Origin of the sequence: Photorhabdus aegyptia (genome assembly GCF_000612035.1) — a bacterium.
Classification (GTDB): domain Bacteria; phylum Pseudomonadota; class Gammaproteobacteria; order Enterobacterales; family Enterobacteriaceae; genus Photorhabdus; species Photorhabdus akhurstii.
Genome location: NZ_JFGV01000002.1, coordinates 23,673 through 42,934, shown reverse-complemented (window position 1 = coordinate 42,934; position 19,262 = coordinate 23,673). Strand labels below are relative to the sequence as shown.

Sequence of the window (19,262 nt, the reverse complement as noted above, 5' to 3'; positions counted from 1 at the left end):
TTCTTCAATATACCCAATGATACTAAATTTTTTAGGTAACCTATTGGCTTTAATAGATTCAGCATTTGTATAAATAAAACAGAATGCCTTCTCTCTTACAAACTATCGTTATGAATATCTATCCTATGTGTTTTTTAACTGAATGGTAATAAGGGGGATTTTTTAGGCCCTGATGGGTTCATATATAGCCTTTAAAAATTATTTAATATAACTATTATATTTTTAAATAAAAATATTCCAACAGGGCTGGTTATTTTCGCCATTAATAATGGATAAGAACAGTATGTAAAATCCGGGAATAAATACGTAATCTAAGACAATAAAAACTTTTCCGGTATATAGTGATTAAAATTATAGGTTTGGCAATACTCTTCCAGTTGTTGGCTAGAATTAATACCTATTTTGCGGTATATCCGAGTCATATAAGATTCAACAGTGCGATAGGCTAGATTCAGTATCCGTCCAATCTGTTTTCTGGTATTTTTCTGTAAAAAGAGGAAAATGATATCCCATTCACGTTGAGTAAAAAGATCGGTTGGAGGCTGGAGCATAATTGACGCGGGTAGTTTATCATGGTATTGATGTAAATAGGCTAATGAATAATTTTGCGCTTTCCAACCATGATATATGACTCCGATGCAATCTCCATCTTTATGGTAAAAAGGTAATTTTTCGAAAAAATAAGATGATGAAATTTGCTCTCTGCCAAATACATGGGTTTCGATTGAGCATATTCTCTGCTGTTTTTCTATTACTTTTTTGTCATGATTAATAAATTCTTCCGCAAATTTAGCACTATCCCAAGGAAGTTCATTTTCATAAAACCCCTCAAATTCAAATGAATTTGAAAAATTTTGGAGAGATTTTAATGCCATATTGCCGTAGATAAAGCATGAGTTTTTATCTTTGATTCCCCAAGGATCATTGCTTGTGGCTAGTGTGTTAATAATTTGAGATGATATAGTTATGTGATTACTCATCTTATTATTCCTTTTTACCTTATTTGTGTTTAATTTGTGATATGTTTGAATCATACTGTCAGTTTAATACTTTATTACCCGCAATGACAGACTTTTCCAGAAAATAATTATCATGGATATTTTTATTACGAGAATAGTTTAATTGTATATGTCATTGTAGATGTTATTTGGGGTGAATCTTCTTAATATAATTAACGGCATTTTCTACAATAGATGAGGGTAATCTATCAGTTGAAAATCTCAAAATATCGTAATTTTTAGAAAAATGTCGATATTGGTAGAGAATCGGGAGGGGGGGGATAATCACTTTTCCCGGGAGATTATTACTTTCTTGTACAGGTAAATTAGTTCAACAACGGTATTGTTTTGATTGTATTTTTTAGTTGGTATAATATCATTTAACTATTCAAGTAATTATTTAAATGATTTACTTATGGTGTTTAAAATAACAGTATTTTATTATAGAGAGAAAAGGCCGATTATTTCTGTTAATGAAATTTATTTTCATTTAATAGGTAATCTTTAAATGTGATGGAATATAACAGAAAATGATTATTTATCTTAGAAATAAAATAAGCGTTAAACGTTAAGTGTTTGTGTAACTAATGTTTTTATATATGAAAATGCTGCCAGTATAATTTGAGATAATATCATTATCCATTGATAATGGGATTACATCATACTGGCAGAGATAAACTATGTAATCATGTTTTTTGTGACTAAAAATAGGAAATAGTGTTATTAAGATAGTAAAAACCTTTCCGGTACATAGCGTTCAAAATTATTGATGAGACAATATTCTTCCAGTTGCTGACTGGAGTTGACACCTATCTTGTAATATATATTGGTCATATGGGATTCAACTGTACGATAAGCAATATTTAATATTTTTCCAATCTGTTTTCTGGTGTATTTTTGCAAAAAGAAGAAAATAATATCCCATTCACGTTGGGTAAAAGTATCTGTTGGTGGTTGGAATATAATAGATGTGGGTAGATCATTATAATATTGATATAGATTAATTAATGAAAAATCTTTGGCTTTCCATCCATGAAAAAATATGCCTATGCATTCCTTTGCATCGTTATACAGTGGTAATTTCTCTTGGAAGTAAGACGATAGGATTTTTTCTTTTCCATATGTATAGGTTTCGAGTGAACAAACTCTTTCTCCTTTTGTCATTACAATTTTATCATGATCAATAAATTCTTTTGCAAACTCCGATCCACTCCAGGGAAGTTCGTCATCAAAAAATCCTTCATAATTAAATGACATTGGAATGTTTTGAACAGATTTTAAGGCCAGGTTACCATAAATAAAGCGTGAATTTTTATCTTTGATTCCCCACGGCTCATTGCTTGCTTCCATCGTGTTTATTATTTGTGGTGAAACATATGTTCCATTAATTTCTTTCATGATTAATGCCTATATAGCTGATGATAGGTTTATAATACTTTGCGACCCTAAGTGATCAATATTGATAAGGTGTAGAAGAGGGGGGTTATTTCTCTTGCGGTAGCTTCCGAATGAGTGAGTTTTTAGTAAGATGACTTGGCATCGTTTCAAAGTATGTTTTATCTTGGTGGAGGTATTGTTATTCATATTCTAATATTATCAAATATAATTTATGTTTTTAAATGACTCTATTTTTATTCTTAATTTAACTTAAGGTTAAAGTGATACTGCTCAGTTTACTTTTTATATTTCGCATAGTAAATCCTTGCTGATTACTTAAGAGATTATCTAAATAATTTGAGTAATAATTTCACTTAAAATAGATTTATTCTATGGCATAGAGAAACAATTTGTTTTTAAAGAAAAAATATACTAATAATTAAATTATTTATTCTTTAACCGAAAAATTTTAAATAAATGAAAATATATTTTTAAATATTATTTTTTAGAGAAATTATTTAATCATGATATTTTTTCTGAATGGTCAATGATAGTCGGTAATACTTATTTTTTCGATAACAGTTATTGGTGAACGGTTATCAATGTTTTATAGGGATTTTCCCTGGCAGGAAAATTCATATATAACGATGGATTTGATATTGAAAAGTCAGGCCGATATGAAGGATATATTATTACAGAGGAGCATCTGTATAAGGTAAAATTCAGATCTTACAGCCGTTATTACCTTGTATCACCGGATGGGAAGAAATCGATTCCGCTGAGTGATGAATGGAATAAGATGGAAGATTTCTTGAAACGTAGTCGCTAGCTAAGAAAATTGCGTCAATGGTAACTTAAAAACTTGCGCATTCCCGAACCTAATTTTTAACCCTTTTTTAGCAGTCAATCGTAACTTATTGATTCTGAATTAAATGTTATCTCTTTTGTAAAAAAGGGTCTTTTGGGCTTTTTATAAATATATTCTTTGATAGTCAGTGGGTTGGAGTTAATATGTAACAGTGAACTGCCGTACAGGCAGCTTAGAAACTTTTGAACCAGTCACAGAACCTAAAACCCCCGTGAACTGCCGTACAGGCAGCTTAGAAATTTGCTGGTGAGCGCCACATTACCGTCGCACCGTGTACTGCCGCACAGGCAGCTTAGAAACTGGCGTTAGCATGGTTATCGTCAATTCATTGGTGTACTGCCGCACAGGTAGCTTAAAAAACCAACATTCTCACTTGCCAATCCATTTTCAGAACTGGCGGCTCAAGTGTGTCGATGAGAACAATGAATGTGTGTTTTATGAGGATAGGGATTCCTGTGACATTCCAGAATACTGTTACTTAGATATTCGTGTCCGAATGTCGGAAGATTCAGTTTGGAATTTAAAACAGAAGGAATTGCAGGAGAGATAGAAGGAATAGGAAAAAAATAGTTTCCAGATATTAAATATAAATGGTTTGGATATATTTCCGATTTTAAGATATTGAATTGCTTATTGCTGCTAATGATATAAAAATAGTCAATCTCCTAATAAATAGGAATGCTGTATTACTCCTCTTTCTGAACTAGACTTTAATTTTAATGATTTACAGGCGGATTGTTTTTACAGTAATTAAATATGTTGATTATAAAAAATATTATTTTTTTAAGGAGGAAGTACATGAGTCAGAAAAGTGATTTTAAGGCTTTTTCTATTAGTAATAATGCTAATGTAATTAGCCAAGAAAAATATGAAGAAAATCAGAATTTGCAGACTGGGTTTCCACGAGATGGTATTACCACTGATATGCTAAATAAGGCATTACGTCAGTCTTCCACGATATCCTCTGTAGTCGCTAATTTTATCGCCACACACTCTGGCAATGATGTTCTGGATGATGGAAATATAGAGAAACTCAACGCCCAATTAAATGGAGCGCTGGAACAAAAAATGGCAACAAAGGTTCCCGATGCTTCATTAACACAAAAAGGTATTGTTCAGCTTACAAATGTGATTGGCAATAGTAATACATTGGCTGTTACACAAAAGCTTGCTCAGGAAATAATAAGTTCGTTACGTGAAGAAATTAATATACCTGTGGGTTCTCCCATTCCGTGGCCGTTACCCTATCCACCTATCAATTATCTCGTTTGTAACGGTGCATTTTTCAATAAATTGCAGTACCCAAAGTTAGCAGAAGCTTATCCTGACGGTAGATTACCGGATCTAAGGGGAGAGTTTATCCGTGGCTGGGACAGTGGTAGAAATGTAGATCCATCGCGTTCAATATTGTCGTGGCAGGAAGGGGCTTATTTGATACAGAATGCTGATCGGGCCAGTCATTTTATTATTACCCCTTCACTCAATGAGCGCAAAAAATTGCAGTGGGATATTCCCCAAAATAACAATATTTCGGTAAGAACTGTATATTATAAAGCTCAGACAGACTGGACTGCGAATTCCGCATTTATAGGGGTATCAAGGCCCCGTAACATAGCATTTAACTACATAGTGAGAGCAGCAGCATGCAGCGTAATGACAGAACAAAAAAACTTTTTAGAGCAACATGAAGCTGCCGTATTGGGTGAAGACGGATTAGCAATTCAACCCGGCTGGATAAAAGTTTATCATACTAATCAAATAACAAGAGAATTTACTAACGCTGATATTGAATATGTTATGCTCGGCGTCAGTTTGTCAGCGCATTCTTATTTAGATGCACCAGATTTTCCCGATTCTGATGACCTGGCTGTTTGTCGAAGTGAAGATGGTAAGCGTTGGGAAATAGTACCTGATTATCGCGGAAAAATCGCTTACGATACGTTAACACGAACTCAACAGGAAATTACTGAACTGGGTGAATTACCTGAAACTCAGACCTTTAAGCAACCTACCACCGATTTTGATAAGTGGGATGGCACACAATGGGTCACTGATAATGCAGCTCTAAAAGCAGATCAGATTGAACAAGCGGAGCGGCAGCGTATGACTTTGTTGCGACACGCGAATGAATCCATTGCATTACTGCAAGATGCTGCTGATTTAGATATCGCTACCGAAGCAGAGAAAGCTGCTCTGTTGGAATGGAAAAAATACAGGATAATGCTCAATAGAGTAAATATTTCGCTGGTTTCCGACATTGAATGGCCAGAACAGCCGAAATAAAAAATATAGTGAAAGGGTATCGTGAATGAATAGCTGCATCCTACTAATGATCAGAAACCGTTATGCCTTTATTGATTAGATTTGATGAATAAATGATCATAAAAAGCATGTCATGATTCGTTCAGGTGTGCTTTTTTTATGTGAAAAATATTTTTCTGATGATGTTTTGAGGGGGAAGAGATTGCCTGAAATAGATAGTGTATATTTATATAGTGCTGCCACTTCATCATTTTCAGGCCATCGCACAATGCAAAAAAGCCACCTTGCGGTGGCCTTTTCTTTTCCCCAACTCACTGTTTTACAGCAAGTTTTTATTTGGTGCCCAGGGCGGGACTTGAACCCGCACAGCCTTACAGCCGAGGGATTTTAAATCCCTTGTGTCTACCGATTTCACCACCTGGGCTGAATCTGGAGGCGCGTCCCGGAGTCGAACCGAGGTTGACGGATTTGCAATCCGCTGCATGGCCACTCTGCCAACGCGCCTTTCTATCTCTTTCTATCTTTAGTTACTTGCCATAATCCTAACCAGTAACTTGGAGCGGGAAACGAGACTCGAACTCGCGACCCCAACCTTGGCAAGGTTGTGCTCTACCAACTGAGCTATTCCCGCACCACTTTGAACTGGCTGATTTACTTATTTGTTTTCGTAAATCTCATGTGCCGTTCGATGCGTTGCATTCTACTTACTTCACGTATCGAGTCAATACAATTATTGTTACTCTGTGTTTGTTCGATGGTTTTTACGTCACTTCGATCAAGCTTCACGCAAATCAGACCAGGCCGCGTTTACATATTGAAACATTGACCAAAATGTCATCACCGTAGCAACATAAAGTAATATGAATCCGCCCAATTCGAATTCAAAATTAGGGCGCCATAATAAAGCAACTAACGCCGCCATCTGCGCTGTCGTTTTTACCTTACCCATCCAAGAAACGGCAATACTACTGCGTTTGCCTAATTCGGCCATCCATTCTCTGAGAGAAGAGATGATAATTTCACGCGCTATCATGGTTGCTGCGGGGAGGGTTATCCACCACGTATGATAATGCTCGGAAACTAAGACTAATGCGGCAGCAACCATGATTTTGTCCGCGACAGGATCAAGAAATGCGCCAAAGCGGGTTGTCTGTTTCCAAAGGCGGGCGAGAAAGCCGTCAAACCAGTCTGTCGCCGCAGCGACAATAAAAATTGTGGCACAAACCATCGGCGCCCATGTAAATGGCAAATAGAATGCCAGGACAAAAAATGGGATCAGGGCGATACGAAATAGAGTGAGCCATGTTGGTATATTTAATTGCATAGTGCTTCTTAACTATCTGGCTATAGTGGAATTTATAAGTATGGTGCATCAATGTACTTAGTGTTTCAATGCATTATAAATTTTTTCTGCTAATGCATAAGAAATAGTCGGTACTTTTGCGATCTCTTCGACACTTGCGTTGCGTAAAGGCTGCAAACCTCCCATATATTTCAGTAACATTTGTCGGCGTTTGGGGCCGACTCCTTCAATAGATTCCAGTGTACTGGTGTTTCTAACTTTAGCTCTGCGCTGGCGGTGCCCGGTTATTGCATGATTATGTGATTCGTCACGAATATGTTGAATTACATGCAGAGTGGGAGAGTCCGGCGGTAATGCGATACCTTTATCCTCCGTCGTGAAAAATAGTGTTTCAAGCCCAGCTTTGCGATCACTGCCTTTGGCAACGCCTATCAATTGAGGGCGCGTTTTATCCCATCCAACATCAAGAGATTGAAAGACATCTATTGCCTGAGCTAATTGCCCTTTACCTCCATCGATGAAAATAATGTCGGGAATTTTTGACTCATCTAATGCTTTTCCATATCGACGGCGTAATACTTGATTCATGGCAGCGTAATCATCACCGGGAGTAATACCACTGATATTATAGCGCCGATATTCGGAACGTAGTGGGCCATTGCTATCAAAAACGACACAGGATGCAACAGTTTGTTCCCCCATAGTGTGACTAATATCAAAACATTCCATTCTCTGAATTTTTGCCAGCTTAACCAATTTGGCGAGAGAGTCTAATCTTTGATGAATGGTTGATTGTTGCGATAAGCGGGTAGTTAGGGCGGTGGTTGCATTTGTGCGAGCAAGTTTCAGATAACGGGCTTTGTCTCCACGAGGGCGGGTTTGAATATGAATTTTCCGCCCGGATATTTCAGATAAAGAATCAGACAAAATATCTTTTTCCGGCAGAGTAAAATCCAGCAAAATTTCTGAGGGCAAAGTCCGATTCTGGCTGCCCTGTAAATAAAATTGGCCAAGGAATGTTTGTACAATCTCATCAAGCTTTGTCCCTGTCGGGACTTTAGGGTAATAACTCCGGCTGCCCAGTACTTTGCCTTGACGTATAAACAGTACGTGTAGACAAGCCATACCCGCTTCAAAGGCAACACTGATAACATCCAGGTCATCGTCTGTTCCTGAAACAAATTGTCTTTCAGTGACCTGACGAACGGCCTGGATTTGATCACGATATCTTGCAGCATCTTCAAATTTCAGTTGCTGGCTGGCTTGTTCCATTCGGTTAATTAATCTGGTTAAAACTTGCTGATCTTTGCCTAAAAGGAACAGGCGAATATAATCAACTTGTTGCTGATACTCTTCTTCACTTACCAGCCCGTTAACGCAAGGCCCAAGGCAGCGGCCAATTTGATATTGCAGGCATGGCCGCGAGCGATTGCGGTAGACACTATCCTCACATTGTCGGATAGGAAAAAGTTTTTGCAGTAAGATTAATGATTCTCGTACTGCATGAGTATTTGGAAACGGGCCGAAATATTCACCTTTAGAATGTTTAGCTCCCCGATGCATTGCCAGCCGTGGATGTTTATCCGCGCTGAGAAAAATGTAAGGGTAGGATTTGTCATCTCGCAGTAAAACGTTATATCGGGGCTGATAGAGCTTAATGTAATTATGCTCCAATAGCAGTGCTTCTGTTTCGGTATGCGTGACAGTAACATCTATTTGAACAATATTTTTAACCAGAGATTCGGTTTTACGATTGGCGACCTGCGTACGAAAGTAACTGGCAAGCCGTTTTTTTAAATCTTTGGCTTTACCAACATAAATAACCGTACCTGAGGCGTCATACATACGATAAACACCAGGCTGACTGGTTACTGTTTGTAAAAATGTTTTTGAATCAAATTGTTCCGTCACTATTTAATAGACTCTCTGTGTCAAATAGCCCATAACGTATTGCCATATGTGTTAATTCTACATCGCCGCTGATATTGAGTTTACTAAACATTCGGTAGCGATAGCTATTGACGGTTTTTGGGCTAAGATTAAGTTGTTCGGAGATATCACTCACTTTTTGTCCTTTCGTGATCATCAGCATAATCTGTAATTCACGATCAGACAGACAACTTAATGGATTGTCTTTCTGTGGACTAATTTGGCTAAGGGCCATCTGTTGAGCAATATCGGGAGCGATATAACGCTGGCCGGCATTAACTGCGCGAATTGCATTAATCATGTCCTGAGGGGTAGAAGCTTTACTGAGATATCCTCTGGCGCCGGCCTGCATCACCTTCATTGGCAAAGGATTTTCAGTATAGATAGTCAACATGATGACTCGGACATCGGGACAATAACGCAGGATTCTTTTTGTTGCCTCCAGGCCGCCCATGCCTGGCATGTTCATATCCATTAACACGATATCTACTTTATTAGCCCGGCACCACTTTATCGCTTCTTCACCACAGTTAGCTTCTCCTGTTACTGTTATCCCTTTTACGTCATCAAGAATACGTTTTACACCAACCCTGATCAGCTCGTGATCATCGACTAACAAAACATTTATCAAAAAAGTATCTCCAACTGGCTCTATGCTCATACATGAGCTTCATTGACATTGCTTGTGTATTGAATTTGTTTCAAAAGAGTTAACTTCAATTGTCTATTTTTTGACTTTTAGTAAAGATTATATAAAACAATAGAATAGATAAATTATCCTAAAAGTTCATCAGGAATGTGAATATTATACTTATCTCTTCCAAAGACAAAAGAGAATTATTTTATACGATGACAAGTACTGTTTATTTGTAATGGGAATATTCTGCCTATTCTGATTATGATGAAATTAATAACTAAATAAATATTTATAAAATAAATGGTTTTAACAATAATTTAACGCTTTTTGGCGTAGATCTATTTGGAAAATGTATAAAAATAGGGGATGAATTATGTGGTATAATTATTATTTTCATAACGTAATTAATACGTAAACGGGTAACGACTATGAATAAAATTGTTTTAATTCCTTCATCCGATACTGAAACTCTGGCAACAGAGGTGACATGTTTGAAAGTTCTGTTGGCTTCCATTCTTAAAACTATGGGGCAAGCTCATGCAGGGAAAGTTGTACTGAATTTGGAGCGTGTTATTGCAGAAATGGGAGATGAAAAACAGGCTAAGATATTTGAAAATACGGTTCATCAAATAAAAGCGTTATATCGGCAGTGAGGTAGGTTTCAGGGGTTAATGTTATTGCCCCTGTACATCCCACTTTTGCTATGTGCTGAAATGACCAACGTTTTTTCATAATATTTTTTCGGAAAAAAATATTATTATATGCATTAAATTAGTATAACTGCATGAAACTAAAGATATAATGTAAATAAATTAAAAACGATATTAATTGTCTGGTTATAGAGAAAGGGGCGCTAAGGAGAATGATTTGTGAAAAATCTTTAAATTATAATTGTTATTTTATCGTTATATACAGAATGATATATTGAAAAAAGGTATCAATTAACTTTTTCTTTTGCAGATAAATAATGTAATCATCATTGATGACAAATAATAATAGATTCATTGTTATGATAATGATTAGTTTTTACTTTTATAAATGTTAATTCTATGTGAATGGTATGGGTGATGTCTTTATATCGATATGAAATATAAGTGATTTTATTGATTTTTATCATTGCATCTATATATACCCAATGGATTTCAAGATGCATCGCGGCGGCAAGGGAGCGAATCCCCGGGAGCATAGATAACTATGTGACCGGGGTGAGTGAGTGCAGCCAACAAAGAAGCAACTTGAAAGACGACGAGTATAGTTGAATAACTCATAGTAATTAACAGGATATAGAGTATACTAAATGTAGTAGTCTGGTTTGGTATGTAAATGTGGTATGTAAATGTGGTATGTAAATATAGGAGCGTGCGTATGTACAAAACTATTTTAGTACCGGTAGATATTTCAGAAGATGAACTAACGAGTAAAGCGGTTAAGCATGCACTGTCTTTGGCGAAAAAAACAGGTGCGAGGCTCCATATTCTTCATGTACTGCCAATTTCATCAGCAATTGTTAATGCATATTCGTTGGGATATGATGAAATTAAGGATAAAGCGACAATTAAAGCCGAAGATGATTTGAAAACGCTGCTTGATACCATCGATTTTCCTGATGACAGGTTATCCTATTCCATTGCATTTGGGTCGCCAAGAGATGAAATAACAGCAGCAGCGACAGAAATTAATGCTGATCTTATTGTTATTGGCTCTAGAAGGCCCAATATTACAACGCATTTGCTAGGATCTAATGCATCTGGTGTTGTTAAATATTCGACAACATCTGTTTTGGTTATCAGATAAGGTAATTGAAACGTAATGGGAGAGATTGGCTGGCCATCTTCGGATGGCTTGCTAGATAACTTATCCGGTAAATATTTCATTGCGATATATGGGGTATTTTTGGGAAGTGTGTTCTTTATTACCTTGGGGCTTGTTGTAACGCCTTTCATTCATCGAATATTGCATAAGTGGCATCTTGACTCTGAGTGATTGAAAATAGAGCTATACCGTAATTTATTTGATTTAGTTAAACAACTCACAACAAATAATGGAATATTTTATATACTCATTAAAGTAGTTAGGTTTGGTATATAAATATAGGAGTGCGTATGTACAAAACGATTTTAGTACCGGTAGATATTTCAGAAGATGAATTGACCGATAAAGCGATTGCACATGCAGAGTATTTGGCGAAGTTATCTGATGCTAATATACATCTTTTCCATGCCGTTCCTGATATATCAAGATTTTCAATTAGTTATAGTTACCAATATGACTTGCTCAACTCTTTTGCCAAGAAATCTATTGCAAGATCAGAAGAGGAATTGTCAAAAGTGGCTGAGAAAATAGACTTGCCAAAAGAGCGAGTCTCTTTCTCCGTAGCCTTTGGATCACCGAGGGATAAAGTATTATCGACAGCAGATGAGATTAAAGCAGATTTAATTGTTATTGGTTCCCGGCGACCTAATATTTCCACCCATTTATTAGGTTCAAACGCTTCAGGGATTGTCGGATATGCAAATATTTCAGTTTTGGTAGTCAGATGAATGACTTGTTCAGCAGTGAAAAAACCAGTTTTCACATAGTACTCGTTGCTTAATAGGTATTATGTTATTCAATACTGACGTGATAATCCGGTGCAGGTATTTTGCATCGGATTTTTCTATTGTTAAAACAGAATATTGAACTTATTTTGGCGATAATTGATTTTAAGTTATCCATTTTTCACCGAAAAGTTGATCTGTACAGGATAGATGTTGCTTTAAATCACGGTTTGAAGTGAATATCAGGCAAAGATACCACAAAAATCAGTGGCTTATACGGTTATAGTAAAAATAAGCATGATTTTAATTTATTGGCTATAGTTAATTTCAGCAAGGTGACTCGTTTTGATAACTGGATGAGGACAAAACATGTTAAGAAAATTAGCAGCTGAATTGCTTGGAACTTTTGTTTTGGTTTTTGGGGGATGTGGTAGTGTTGTATTCTCTGCTGCATTTCCTGAATTAGGGATTGGTTTTGTCGGTGTATCTTTGGCATTTGGTTTAACAGTATTAACGATGATATATGCTGTTGGGCATATTTCTGGCGGGCATTTTAACCCCGCTGTAACAATTGGTCTTTGGGCTGGTGGTCGTTTCAAGGCAGTAGAAATTATTCCTTACATTATTTCTCAAGTTATCGGTGGCATTCTTGCCGCGGCAGTATTATATGTTATTGCCAGTGGGCAGGTAGGTTTTGATGCGACTACGAGTGGCTTTGCATCAAATGGTTTTGGCGAGCATTCACCGGGTGGATTCTCACTTCAATCAGCTATTGTGGCTGAAATTGTTTTAACGGCTATTTTCTTAATTGTCATTATTGGCGTGACAGATAGACGAGCACCTCCGGGTTTTGCACCATTAGCAATCGGCTTGGCGCTGGTTTTAATTAATTTGATTAGCATTCCTATTACCAACACATCAGTCAATCCAGCACGAAGCACGGCTGTTGCTATATTCCAGAATACCTGGGCTTTAGAGCAGTTATGGTTTTTCTGGGTGATGCCGATTATTGGTGGGATTGTTGGAGGGGGAATTTACAGATTATTTTTCGCTGAAAAACAATAATTTTTATTGGTGAGTTACCTTGCTTAAGGCCACGCTGTAGTGTGGTCTTTTTTATCGTTGTTATTTTTTCATCTGTTTTAATAAAGGTAGGAAACATTATCATGAAGATTTGCAGTTATAAATGGCAAAGATAAGGTAACAGATGACAAATGCAAATAAATCTGGGTGTATTTTATTGCAATGTGTTGGATGATTTATTACTGCCAATTATACAAAAATAATTAACCCTATAAGCTATAAAATAAATTTCATTATTATTTTCCTGAACTAGACTATAATTAGCGTCAATTGAGAGAGGCTATTTGTACGATTATTTAATATATTGATTGCTGGATGATATTATTGAATATAAGAGGGGTATATGAGCCAAAAAAATGATTTTAAAGCCTTTTCTGTTAGTGATAATGCTAATGTAGTGAGTCAAGAAAAATATGAAGAAAGTCAGAATCTAAGAACGGGATTTCCACCTGAGAATGTTTCTACTCATGTATTAAATAAGGTATTGCGCCAAACCTCAACAATATCATCTGTTGTGGCTAATTTTATTGCGACACAATCTGGTGAGGATGTACTGGATGATGGTGATATAGCTAAGCTTACTGTGCGATTCAATAGCGCTTTAGATAAAGCTTTAGAGCAGAAAGTTTCAAATATTTCCAGCACCCCTGTTGGCTCTCCTATTCCTTGGCCGTTGCCCCATCCACCTTCCGGTTATTTCACTTGTAATGGTTCCGCTTTTAGTCGATCACAGTATCCTAAGTTAGCAGAAGCTTATCCTGACGGCAGATTACCTGATTTAAGAGGCGAGTTTATTCGTGGCTGGGATGATGGGCGTGGTGTTGATAATGGTCGTGGAATTTTAACTCATCAGAGGGATGCTATTAGGAACATTATTGGTAGTGTAAGCGGACGAACTGTTGGAATTTCATCACGTATGTTCAGTACCGCCGGTGGTGCTTTTTATACTTCGGGAACCGACCCCAACAGTCATTTTAATGTCGGTACTACATATGAATCTATGGCCCAGGATCGATTTAGTGAATTGGGAATCGATGCTTCTCGCGTTGTACCTACTGCGAATGAAAATCGCCCCCGTAATATCGCATTTAACTATATCGTAAAAGCAGAATAATATCGTAAAGGTAGAGTAATAATGACACAAGAAAATATTTTAGATACTAAAACCGCTGTATTAGGTGAAGACGGATTAGCAATTCAAGCCGGCTGGATAAAAGTTTATCATGTTAATCCCTATTCGAGAGAATTCTCTGGCTCTGATTTAGAATATGTTGCGGAAGGTGTAGGTGTGTCAGCGCACTCTTATTTAGACGCGCCAGACCTGCCCGATTCTGATGATATGGCTGTGCGTCGCAGTGAGGACGGAAGTTATTGGGAAATTGTCCCTGACCACCGTGGAAAAATAGCTTACAACACGCAAGCGGGTGCACAAGAAGAAGTGGCTGCACTGGGTGAATTACCAGAAACATTAACATTCGAGCAACCGTCCACCGATTTTGATCAATGGGATGGTGAAAAATGGGTAACGGACTTTGAAGCTCTAAAAGTCAGTCAAATTGAACAGGCAGAACAACAACGTGCTATTTCTCGTCGGCAAGCCGATGAAGCCATCACTATATTGCAATATGCGGTTGAAACTGAAATGGCATCAGAAGCGGAAAAAACTTTATTGCTAGATTGGAAAAAATATTTGGTATTACTGCGTCGGGTTGATGTTTCATCGGCGCCAGATATTAATTGGCCTGAACAGCCGCAAGAATAATATCATTAAAGTCTTATAATCCTCAGATATTGACAAAGTACTGGTTTTTTAATCGGTGCTTTGATTGAAAAATTCGTATAAAAGTCCACATGAAAATGAATTCTGATTCGTAAAGTTAATCTGGTTATCGATTTTAAATTTATTTTCGCTAAAAGTGGATGGAGGTCAATAAGGATATTTTAAGATGTTGAATATTTTTGACTATAAATAAACATTATTTAATTTGGGGAAGGTATATGAGTAAAAATGATTTTAAAGCTTTTGCTATTGGTAATGGCGCTAATGTACCCAGTCAACAAGGCTACGAAACAGATCCGAATTTACCGCGTGGGTTTCCAGACAGGCAATACATTGATAATCACATATTAAATAAGATATTACGTCAAGCGTCAACAATAACATCGGTTGTCGCTGATTTTATTGCGACACAAACTGGTGAGGATGTTTTAGATGATGGTAATGTAACTAAACTCACCGTGCAGTTAAATAAAGCTTTAGAACAGAAAGCGATAACAGGAATTCCCAATGCTTCACTAACACAAAAAGGTATTGTTCAACTTACCGATGTGATTGGTGATAGTGATACATTGGCAGTGACGCAAAAGTTGATTAAAGAAATAGTTAATTCATTACTTGAAAGTATTAATACTAAGGTACCTGATAGCCGGAAAATAAATGGTAAGGCGTTGACTGGAGATATTAATTTGACTGCGGGGGATGTAGGCGCAGTATCAATTAATGATGCAATGCATTCAATGGGTTTTGCTCGTTTGTATGGATCGGAAAATCTATACGATGGTTGTGCCGGGTATGGACCCACCGCGCCATTTCTTACTAAATATGGGCTGCCATCTGATTGGTATGGAGTTCAGTTAAGATTTAGTAATGTAAATGGTTTATCAAGTGAAGGCGTAGATGGTGTATGGAGCCACAGGCTGGTTTTCATGCATGAAGGCAGTACATATCGTACAGATAGCATAAATAGCGATAGCAAAAGACAAGTTACACGTAAGTTTTGGGACGATAAGAACGCTACACCAGATACCAACGGATATCTCAAGACTGCCTCCCCGGTAATAGAAATCTCCCCTGATGGCACATTCTCGACTAATGATGAATCCGAAGGTGCAGAAGTAATAAAAGAGAGAACCGGCATATATCGTATATCAAATATCTTGGGCTATAACGCTGATGGTGGTTGGGGTGTTAATGGGGGGATTTCCGTTCCTTGCGACAACAATAATCTCGAACTGATTTTTGTTGATGATCACGTCCAGCCTGACGGTTCTATTATTATTGAGACTTTCCATCGCCAACATGCGCATTTACCGGAGAGATTTCAAAATTGGCGACTCAAATCTATTGATGACAATGGCAACAAGATCTTCTATCAAGATGGAGAGCCTTGTGATATTCCCGATTCCTGTCGCTTAGATATTCGGGTCCAAATGCCAGAAGATTCACTCTGGAACTTGAATCGCAAGAAATTACAGGAAGAAATGGAGAGTACCTGCGCTTCTAGGTAATAAATGCTTCTGGTAGTAAATTGCAGTAAGACGGGGCCATATATCGGCCCTGTATCTTAAGCCGATGTTGAACATCATTCTCTATTTTTTCATGTCGGTGGTGAGTGATATAACCGCTTGTTTTTAAAACATATGGTTTATATATCGATCTCATCATACCCGATTAATCATTCCACAATAATGGAATAACTGCCATCTTGTGATATCTCAACTTGTTCATCGAATAGCCTTTCTTTTTAAAAGAGAAGCTAAGAAGAAATGCAAAGAAATAATATTTGTCTTATAGGTCGATTATGAGGCAATATAAAAGAGTAAAATCAGAATGATATTTTTGCATAAGTAGGGTTTATCATTGAAACGTAAAGTTATTTTTTGGGCAATCCATATTGGGTGTTTCAGCTTAATTGCTCCTTTATCTTCTTTTGCCGCTCCGACCACCTTTGAACAAGCTAAAGTTGAATTGCGTAAACGCATTTACCATGATCAATTTAAGTCAGGGGAAGGGACATTTTATTGTGGTTGCGATTGGCAATGGACAGGTAAGAGCGGTGGACGCGCAATTCTTTCTTCGTGTGGTTATCAAGTCAGGTCACAACAGAATCGAGCTGAACGAATTGAATGGGAACATATTGTTCCTGCCTGGGTTTTTGGTCATCAGCGGCAATGTTGGCAAAATGGAGGAAGGAAAAATTGTGTCTCTTCCGATCCTGTTTTCAGGGCGATGGAGTCTGATATGCATAATTTAGCTCCATCAATTGGTGAGGTTAATGGCGATCGTAGTAATTTTGGTTATGGAATGTTACCGAAAAATATGCCGAATGATTATGGCCATTGTTCCAGTAAAGTCGATTTTAAATCTCGCACGTTCGAGCCTAGAAATGAAGTAAAAGGACAGGTCGCTCGGATAAATTTTTATATGCACGATCGTTACAATCTTTCCATGTCCCGTCAACAACAGCAATTATTTATCGCTTGGGATCGTCAATATCCACCGAGTAAATGGGAGCGGGAGAGAGATAATCGAATTGCCGGTATTATGGGGCATCATAACCCTTTTGTTACCGGTGAACAGAAATGGCAATTGTGGCATAAAAACTCCGCTGCGGGCATTCCCAAAACTGAGCAGAGAAAAGGGCAGAGAAATAGTCAAACAGATATCCAGAGACAACGGGTGTTACCTGATGCATCCTCCACAGGATTAATTAAAGGGAATAACAACAGCAAAATCTATCATTTTTCTCATTGTTCAGGTTATAAGGTGATGCAAGAGAAGAACGCGGTCTATTTTAAAACAGAAACGGAAGCAAAAAATGCGGGTTTTCGATTGGCTGGAAACTGTAAGGGTACTTAATAAAACAGATAATTAACTATTTGCTCTGTTGTCATCAATAATAATATTGTTGCCATTTGGTGGAGAAGAGTACTTTCAGATAGTAACTTCTTTGCCGGATGGTAACTGAATGTATCAATACCAATAGTAGCCAAATCAATAATGGCTACTATGATGTTAAGTCATTAGCTTAGATTAATGAATACTTATCATTATAAATATTAAGTCATATTATTCAATGAATTAAATTTCTCGCAAAGTTAAATAAGCGATACTGTCGATTATTTTTAATCGAGAGTTCCTAGCTTGTTTGCTATAACTTAGAAATTGTCATTATACTGTCATAATGATTCGTTAGTTTTCATTAGATAGAAATAATGGTGAGTGATGTTAATGATTGATATTCCGATGATATGCGAACTTGGGAATATCAGAGTCATTAATATATGTGACGATTCTACCACCGTTTTTCTATGGGGCTAAATAAGCGGAAAAGAGGCACCTATCTATTTGAATGTAGTTATTGTATCGGTGATATGACACCGGATGGGTGAAAACAACGATAAGGTGATACTGCTATGAGTAGACAGAAAGCAGTGATTAAATCACGTCGAGAGGCAAAACGGATGATGAAAAGGGATTTGCGTCATCATCAATGTTATCAGGATGATAATGTAACCTCTCTGGTACAACTCGGTGGCGTAGAAGCTATTGGTATGGCACGTGATAACCGGGATACTTCGGAAATTTTGCCACGGACTGAAACGCAATGGCGTTATATGCGTGCAATAAACTATAAAAAATTGATTATTGCCAGTGGGGAGGCGGGCTGCGGTAAGACGTTTATCAGTGCCGCAATGGCTGCGGATGCGTTGATTAATAAGGAAATTGATAGGATCATCGTCACCCGCCCTGTATTACAGGCGGATGAAGATCTCGGTTTTTTGCCCGGAGATATGGCTGAAAAATTTGCGCCCTATTTCCGCCCAGTTTATGACGTTTTATTAAAACGCATGGGAGCATCATTTCTGCAATATTGCTTACGGCCTGAAATTGGCAAAGTTGAAATTGCTCCTTTTGCCTATATGCGGGGCAGAACATTTGAAAACGCATTTGTGATTCTGGATGAAGCCCAGAATGTCACTGTTAATCAAATGAAAATGTTTCTGACCCGGCTTGGGGAAAATGTTACGGTGATTGTAAATGGTGATATAAGTCAATGCGATTTGCCGGTTGGCGTCGTATCAGGATTGCGTGATGCACTGGAAAGATTTTCAGATGATGAAATCGTCAGTGTTATCCATTTTAATCAAGAGGATTGCGTTCGTTCTCAATTGTGCCAGAAAACGTTATTGGCTTATTGTGAATAAATTGTGGAAATACGCCGTTGAGGACTTTTGTAACAGCGCCTCACGGCGTAATCCTTGATTATTCCGTCTATTTTAAATCCTTACCTTTATTGTTTAATTCTGGATATGGATAAACTGGTGATATGACCTTAGTGGCGCTACTTTATTTTCCAGTAATGTGGTTCGGAGCGCTTAAACAGGGGAGCTAAACGGGCGTGTAATGTATGCAGCTCCTGTGTCCACAGGGTCAACGGTATTTGCATCGAATCTTTCGCTATGTTAGCGTGAAAACTTGGCGTAT

The 19,262-nt window shown here is 37.4% G+C and carries 15 protein-coding genes, 3 tRNA genes and 1 pseudogene; 11 read left to right on the top strand and 8 right to left on the bottom strand.

Annotated elements, in window-relative coordinates:
* Window positions 1-311: 311 nt before the first annotated feature.
* Both BA1DRAFT_RS01025 and BA1DRAFT_RS01020 read right to left on the bottom strand, forming a co-directional pair.
* The gene (locus BA1DRAFT_RS01025; protein WP_036775420.1) at window positions 312-980 is read right to left on the bottom strand and encodes a LuxR C-terminal-related transcriptional regulator; all 669 of its coding nucleotides are present in this window, start codon (window positions 978-980) and stop codon (window positions 312-314) included.
* A gap of 741 nt (window positions 981-1,721) precedes the next feature.
* On the bottom strand, window positions 1,722-2,396 hold the full coding sequence (locus BA1DRAFT_RS01020; protein ID WP_036775417.1) for a LuxR C-terminal-related transcriptional regulator: 675 nt from the start codon (window positions 2,394-2,396) through the stop codon (window positions 1,722-1,724).
* A 1,645-nt stretch (window positions 2,397-4,041) separates the two neighbouring features.
* Here BA1DRAFT_RS01020 and BA1DRAFT_RS01015 point away from each other — a divergent pair.
* Window positions 4,042-4,672, top strand: a pseudogene (locus tag BA1DRAFT_RS01015) (tail fiber protein); the annotation flags it as partial.
* 224 nt (window positions 4,673-4,896) lie between these two features.
* Window positions 4,897-5,526 carry a tail fiber assembly protein gene (locus tag BA1DRAFT_RS01010; RefSeq protein WP_036775517.1) on the top strand — a complete coding sequence of 210 codons (630 nt, stop codon included), beginning with the start codon at window positions 4,897-4,899 and terminating at the stop codon, window positions 5,524-5,526.
* A gap of 316 nt (window positions 5,527-5,842) precedes the next feature.
* On the opposite strand, the gene BA1DRAFT_RS01005 is transcribed toward BA1DRAFT_RS01010, so the two are convergent.
* The 6 genes from BA1DRAFT_RS01005 to uvrY form a co-directional block, all read right to left on the bottom strand.
* A tRNA-Leu gene (locus tag BA1DRAFT_RS01005) sits at window positions 5,843-5,929 on the bottom strand.
* Window positions 5,930-5,935: 6 nt separating this feature from the next.
* Window positions 5,936-6,009 (bottom strand) — tRNA-Cys (locus BA1DRAFT_RS01000).
* Between the two features lie 51 nt (window positions 6,010-6,060).
* Window positions 6,061-6,136 (bottom strand) — tRNA-Gly (locus tag BA1DRAFT_RS00995).
* A gap of 144 nt (window positions 6,137-6,280) precedes the next feature.
* Complete coding sequence (gene pgsA, locus BA1DRAFT_RS00990) at window positions 6,281-6,829, bottom strand: CDP-diacylglycerol--glycerol-3-phosphate 3-phosphatidyltransferase (RefSeq protein ID WP_036775416.1); 549 nt, start codon at window positions 6,827-6,829, stop codon at window positions 6,281-6,283.
* 57 nt (window positions 6,830-6,886) lie between these two features.
* Window positions 6,887-8,719: an excinuclease ABC subunit UvrC gene (uvrC, locus tag BA1DRAFT_RS00985; RefSeq protein ID WP_036775415.1), complete on the bottom strand. Its 1,833-nt coding sequence runs from the start codon at window positions 8,717-8,719 to the stop codon at window positions 6,887-6,889.
* Complete coding sequence (uvrY, locus tag BA1DRAFT_RS00980; protein WP_036775516.1) at window positions 8,703-9,368, bottom strand: UvrY/SirA/GacA family response regulator transcription factor; 666 nt, start codon at window positions 9,366-9,368, stop codon at window positions 8,703-8,705. The genes uvrC and uvrY overlap by 17 nt, the downstream gene beginning before the upstream one ends.
* Window positions 9,369-9,802: 434 nt before the next feature.
* Between uvrY and BA1DRAFT_RS00975 the strand changes: the two genes are divergently transcribed.
* The 9 genes from BA1DRAFT_RS00975 (at window position 9,803) to phoH (ending at window position 18,982) form a co-directional block, all read left to right on the top strand.
* Entirely contained in the window at window positions 9,803-10,027 is a 225-nt protein-coding gene (locus BA1DRAFT_RS00975; RefSeq protein ID WP_036775413.1) for a DUF2594 family protein, read from the top strand.
* A gap of 712 nt (window positions 10,028-10,739) precedes the next feature.
* Window positions 10,740-11,168 carry a universal stress protein gene (locus BA1DRAFT_RS00970; RefSeq protein WP_036775411.1) on the top strand — a complete coding sequence of 143 codons (429 nt, stop codon included), beginning with the start codon at window positions 10,740-10,742 and terminating at the stop codon, window positions 11,166-11,168.
* A gap of 308 nt (window positions 11,169-11,476) precedes the next feature.
* Window positions 11,477-11,914 (top strand): universal stress protein, encoded by a 438-nt coding sequence (locus BA1DRAFT_RS00965; RefSeq protein ID WP_036775410.1) that lies wholly within the window; start codon window positions 11,477-11,479, stop codon window positions 11,912-11,914.
* 366 nt (window positions 11,915-12,280) lie between these two features.
* A complete protein-coding gene (gene aqpZ / locus BA1DRAFT_RS00960; protein ID WP_036775408.1) occupies window positions 12,281-12,976 on the top strand; it encodes an aquaporin Z in 696 nt (231 codons plus the stop codon).
* 361 nt (window positions 12,977-13,337) lie between these two features.
* Window positions 13,338-14,108: a phage tail protein gene (locus BA1DRAFT_RS00955; RefSeq protein ID WP_036775407.1), complete on the top strand. Its 771-nt coding sequence runs from the start codon at window positions 13,338-13,340 to the stop codon at window positions 14,106-14,108.
* A 21-nt stretch (window positions 14,109-14,129) separates the two neighbouring features.
* A complete protein-coding gene (locus BA1DRAFT_RS00950; protein ID WP_036775405.1) occupies window positions 14,130-14,756 on the top strand; it encodes a tail fiber assembly protein in 627 nt (208 codons plus the stop codon).
* 236 nt (window positions 14,757-14,992) lie between these two features.
* Window positions 14,993-16,282: a phage tail protein gene (locus BA1DRAFT_RS00945; protein WP_036775403.1), complete on the top strand. Its 1,290-nt coding sequence runs from the start codon at window positions 14,993-14,995 to the stop codon at window positions 16,280-16,282.
* 352 nt (window positions 16,283-16,634) lie between these two features.
* A complete protein-coding gene (locus tag BA1DRAFT_RS00940) occupies window positions 16,635-17,633 on the top strand; it encodes an endonuclease (protein WP_036775402.1) in 999 nt (332 codons plus the stop codon).
* A 557-nt stretch (window positions 17,634-18,190) separates the two neighbouring features.
* Window positions 18,191-18,982, top strand: a complete 792-nt coding sequence (gene phoH, locus BA1DRAFT_RS00935) for a phosphate starvation-inducible protein PhoH (protein ID WP_036775400.1) — start codon at window positions 18,191-18,193, stop codon at window positions 18,980-18,982.
* Window positions 18,983-19,262: the final 280 nt, after the last annotated feature.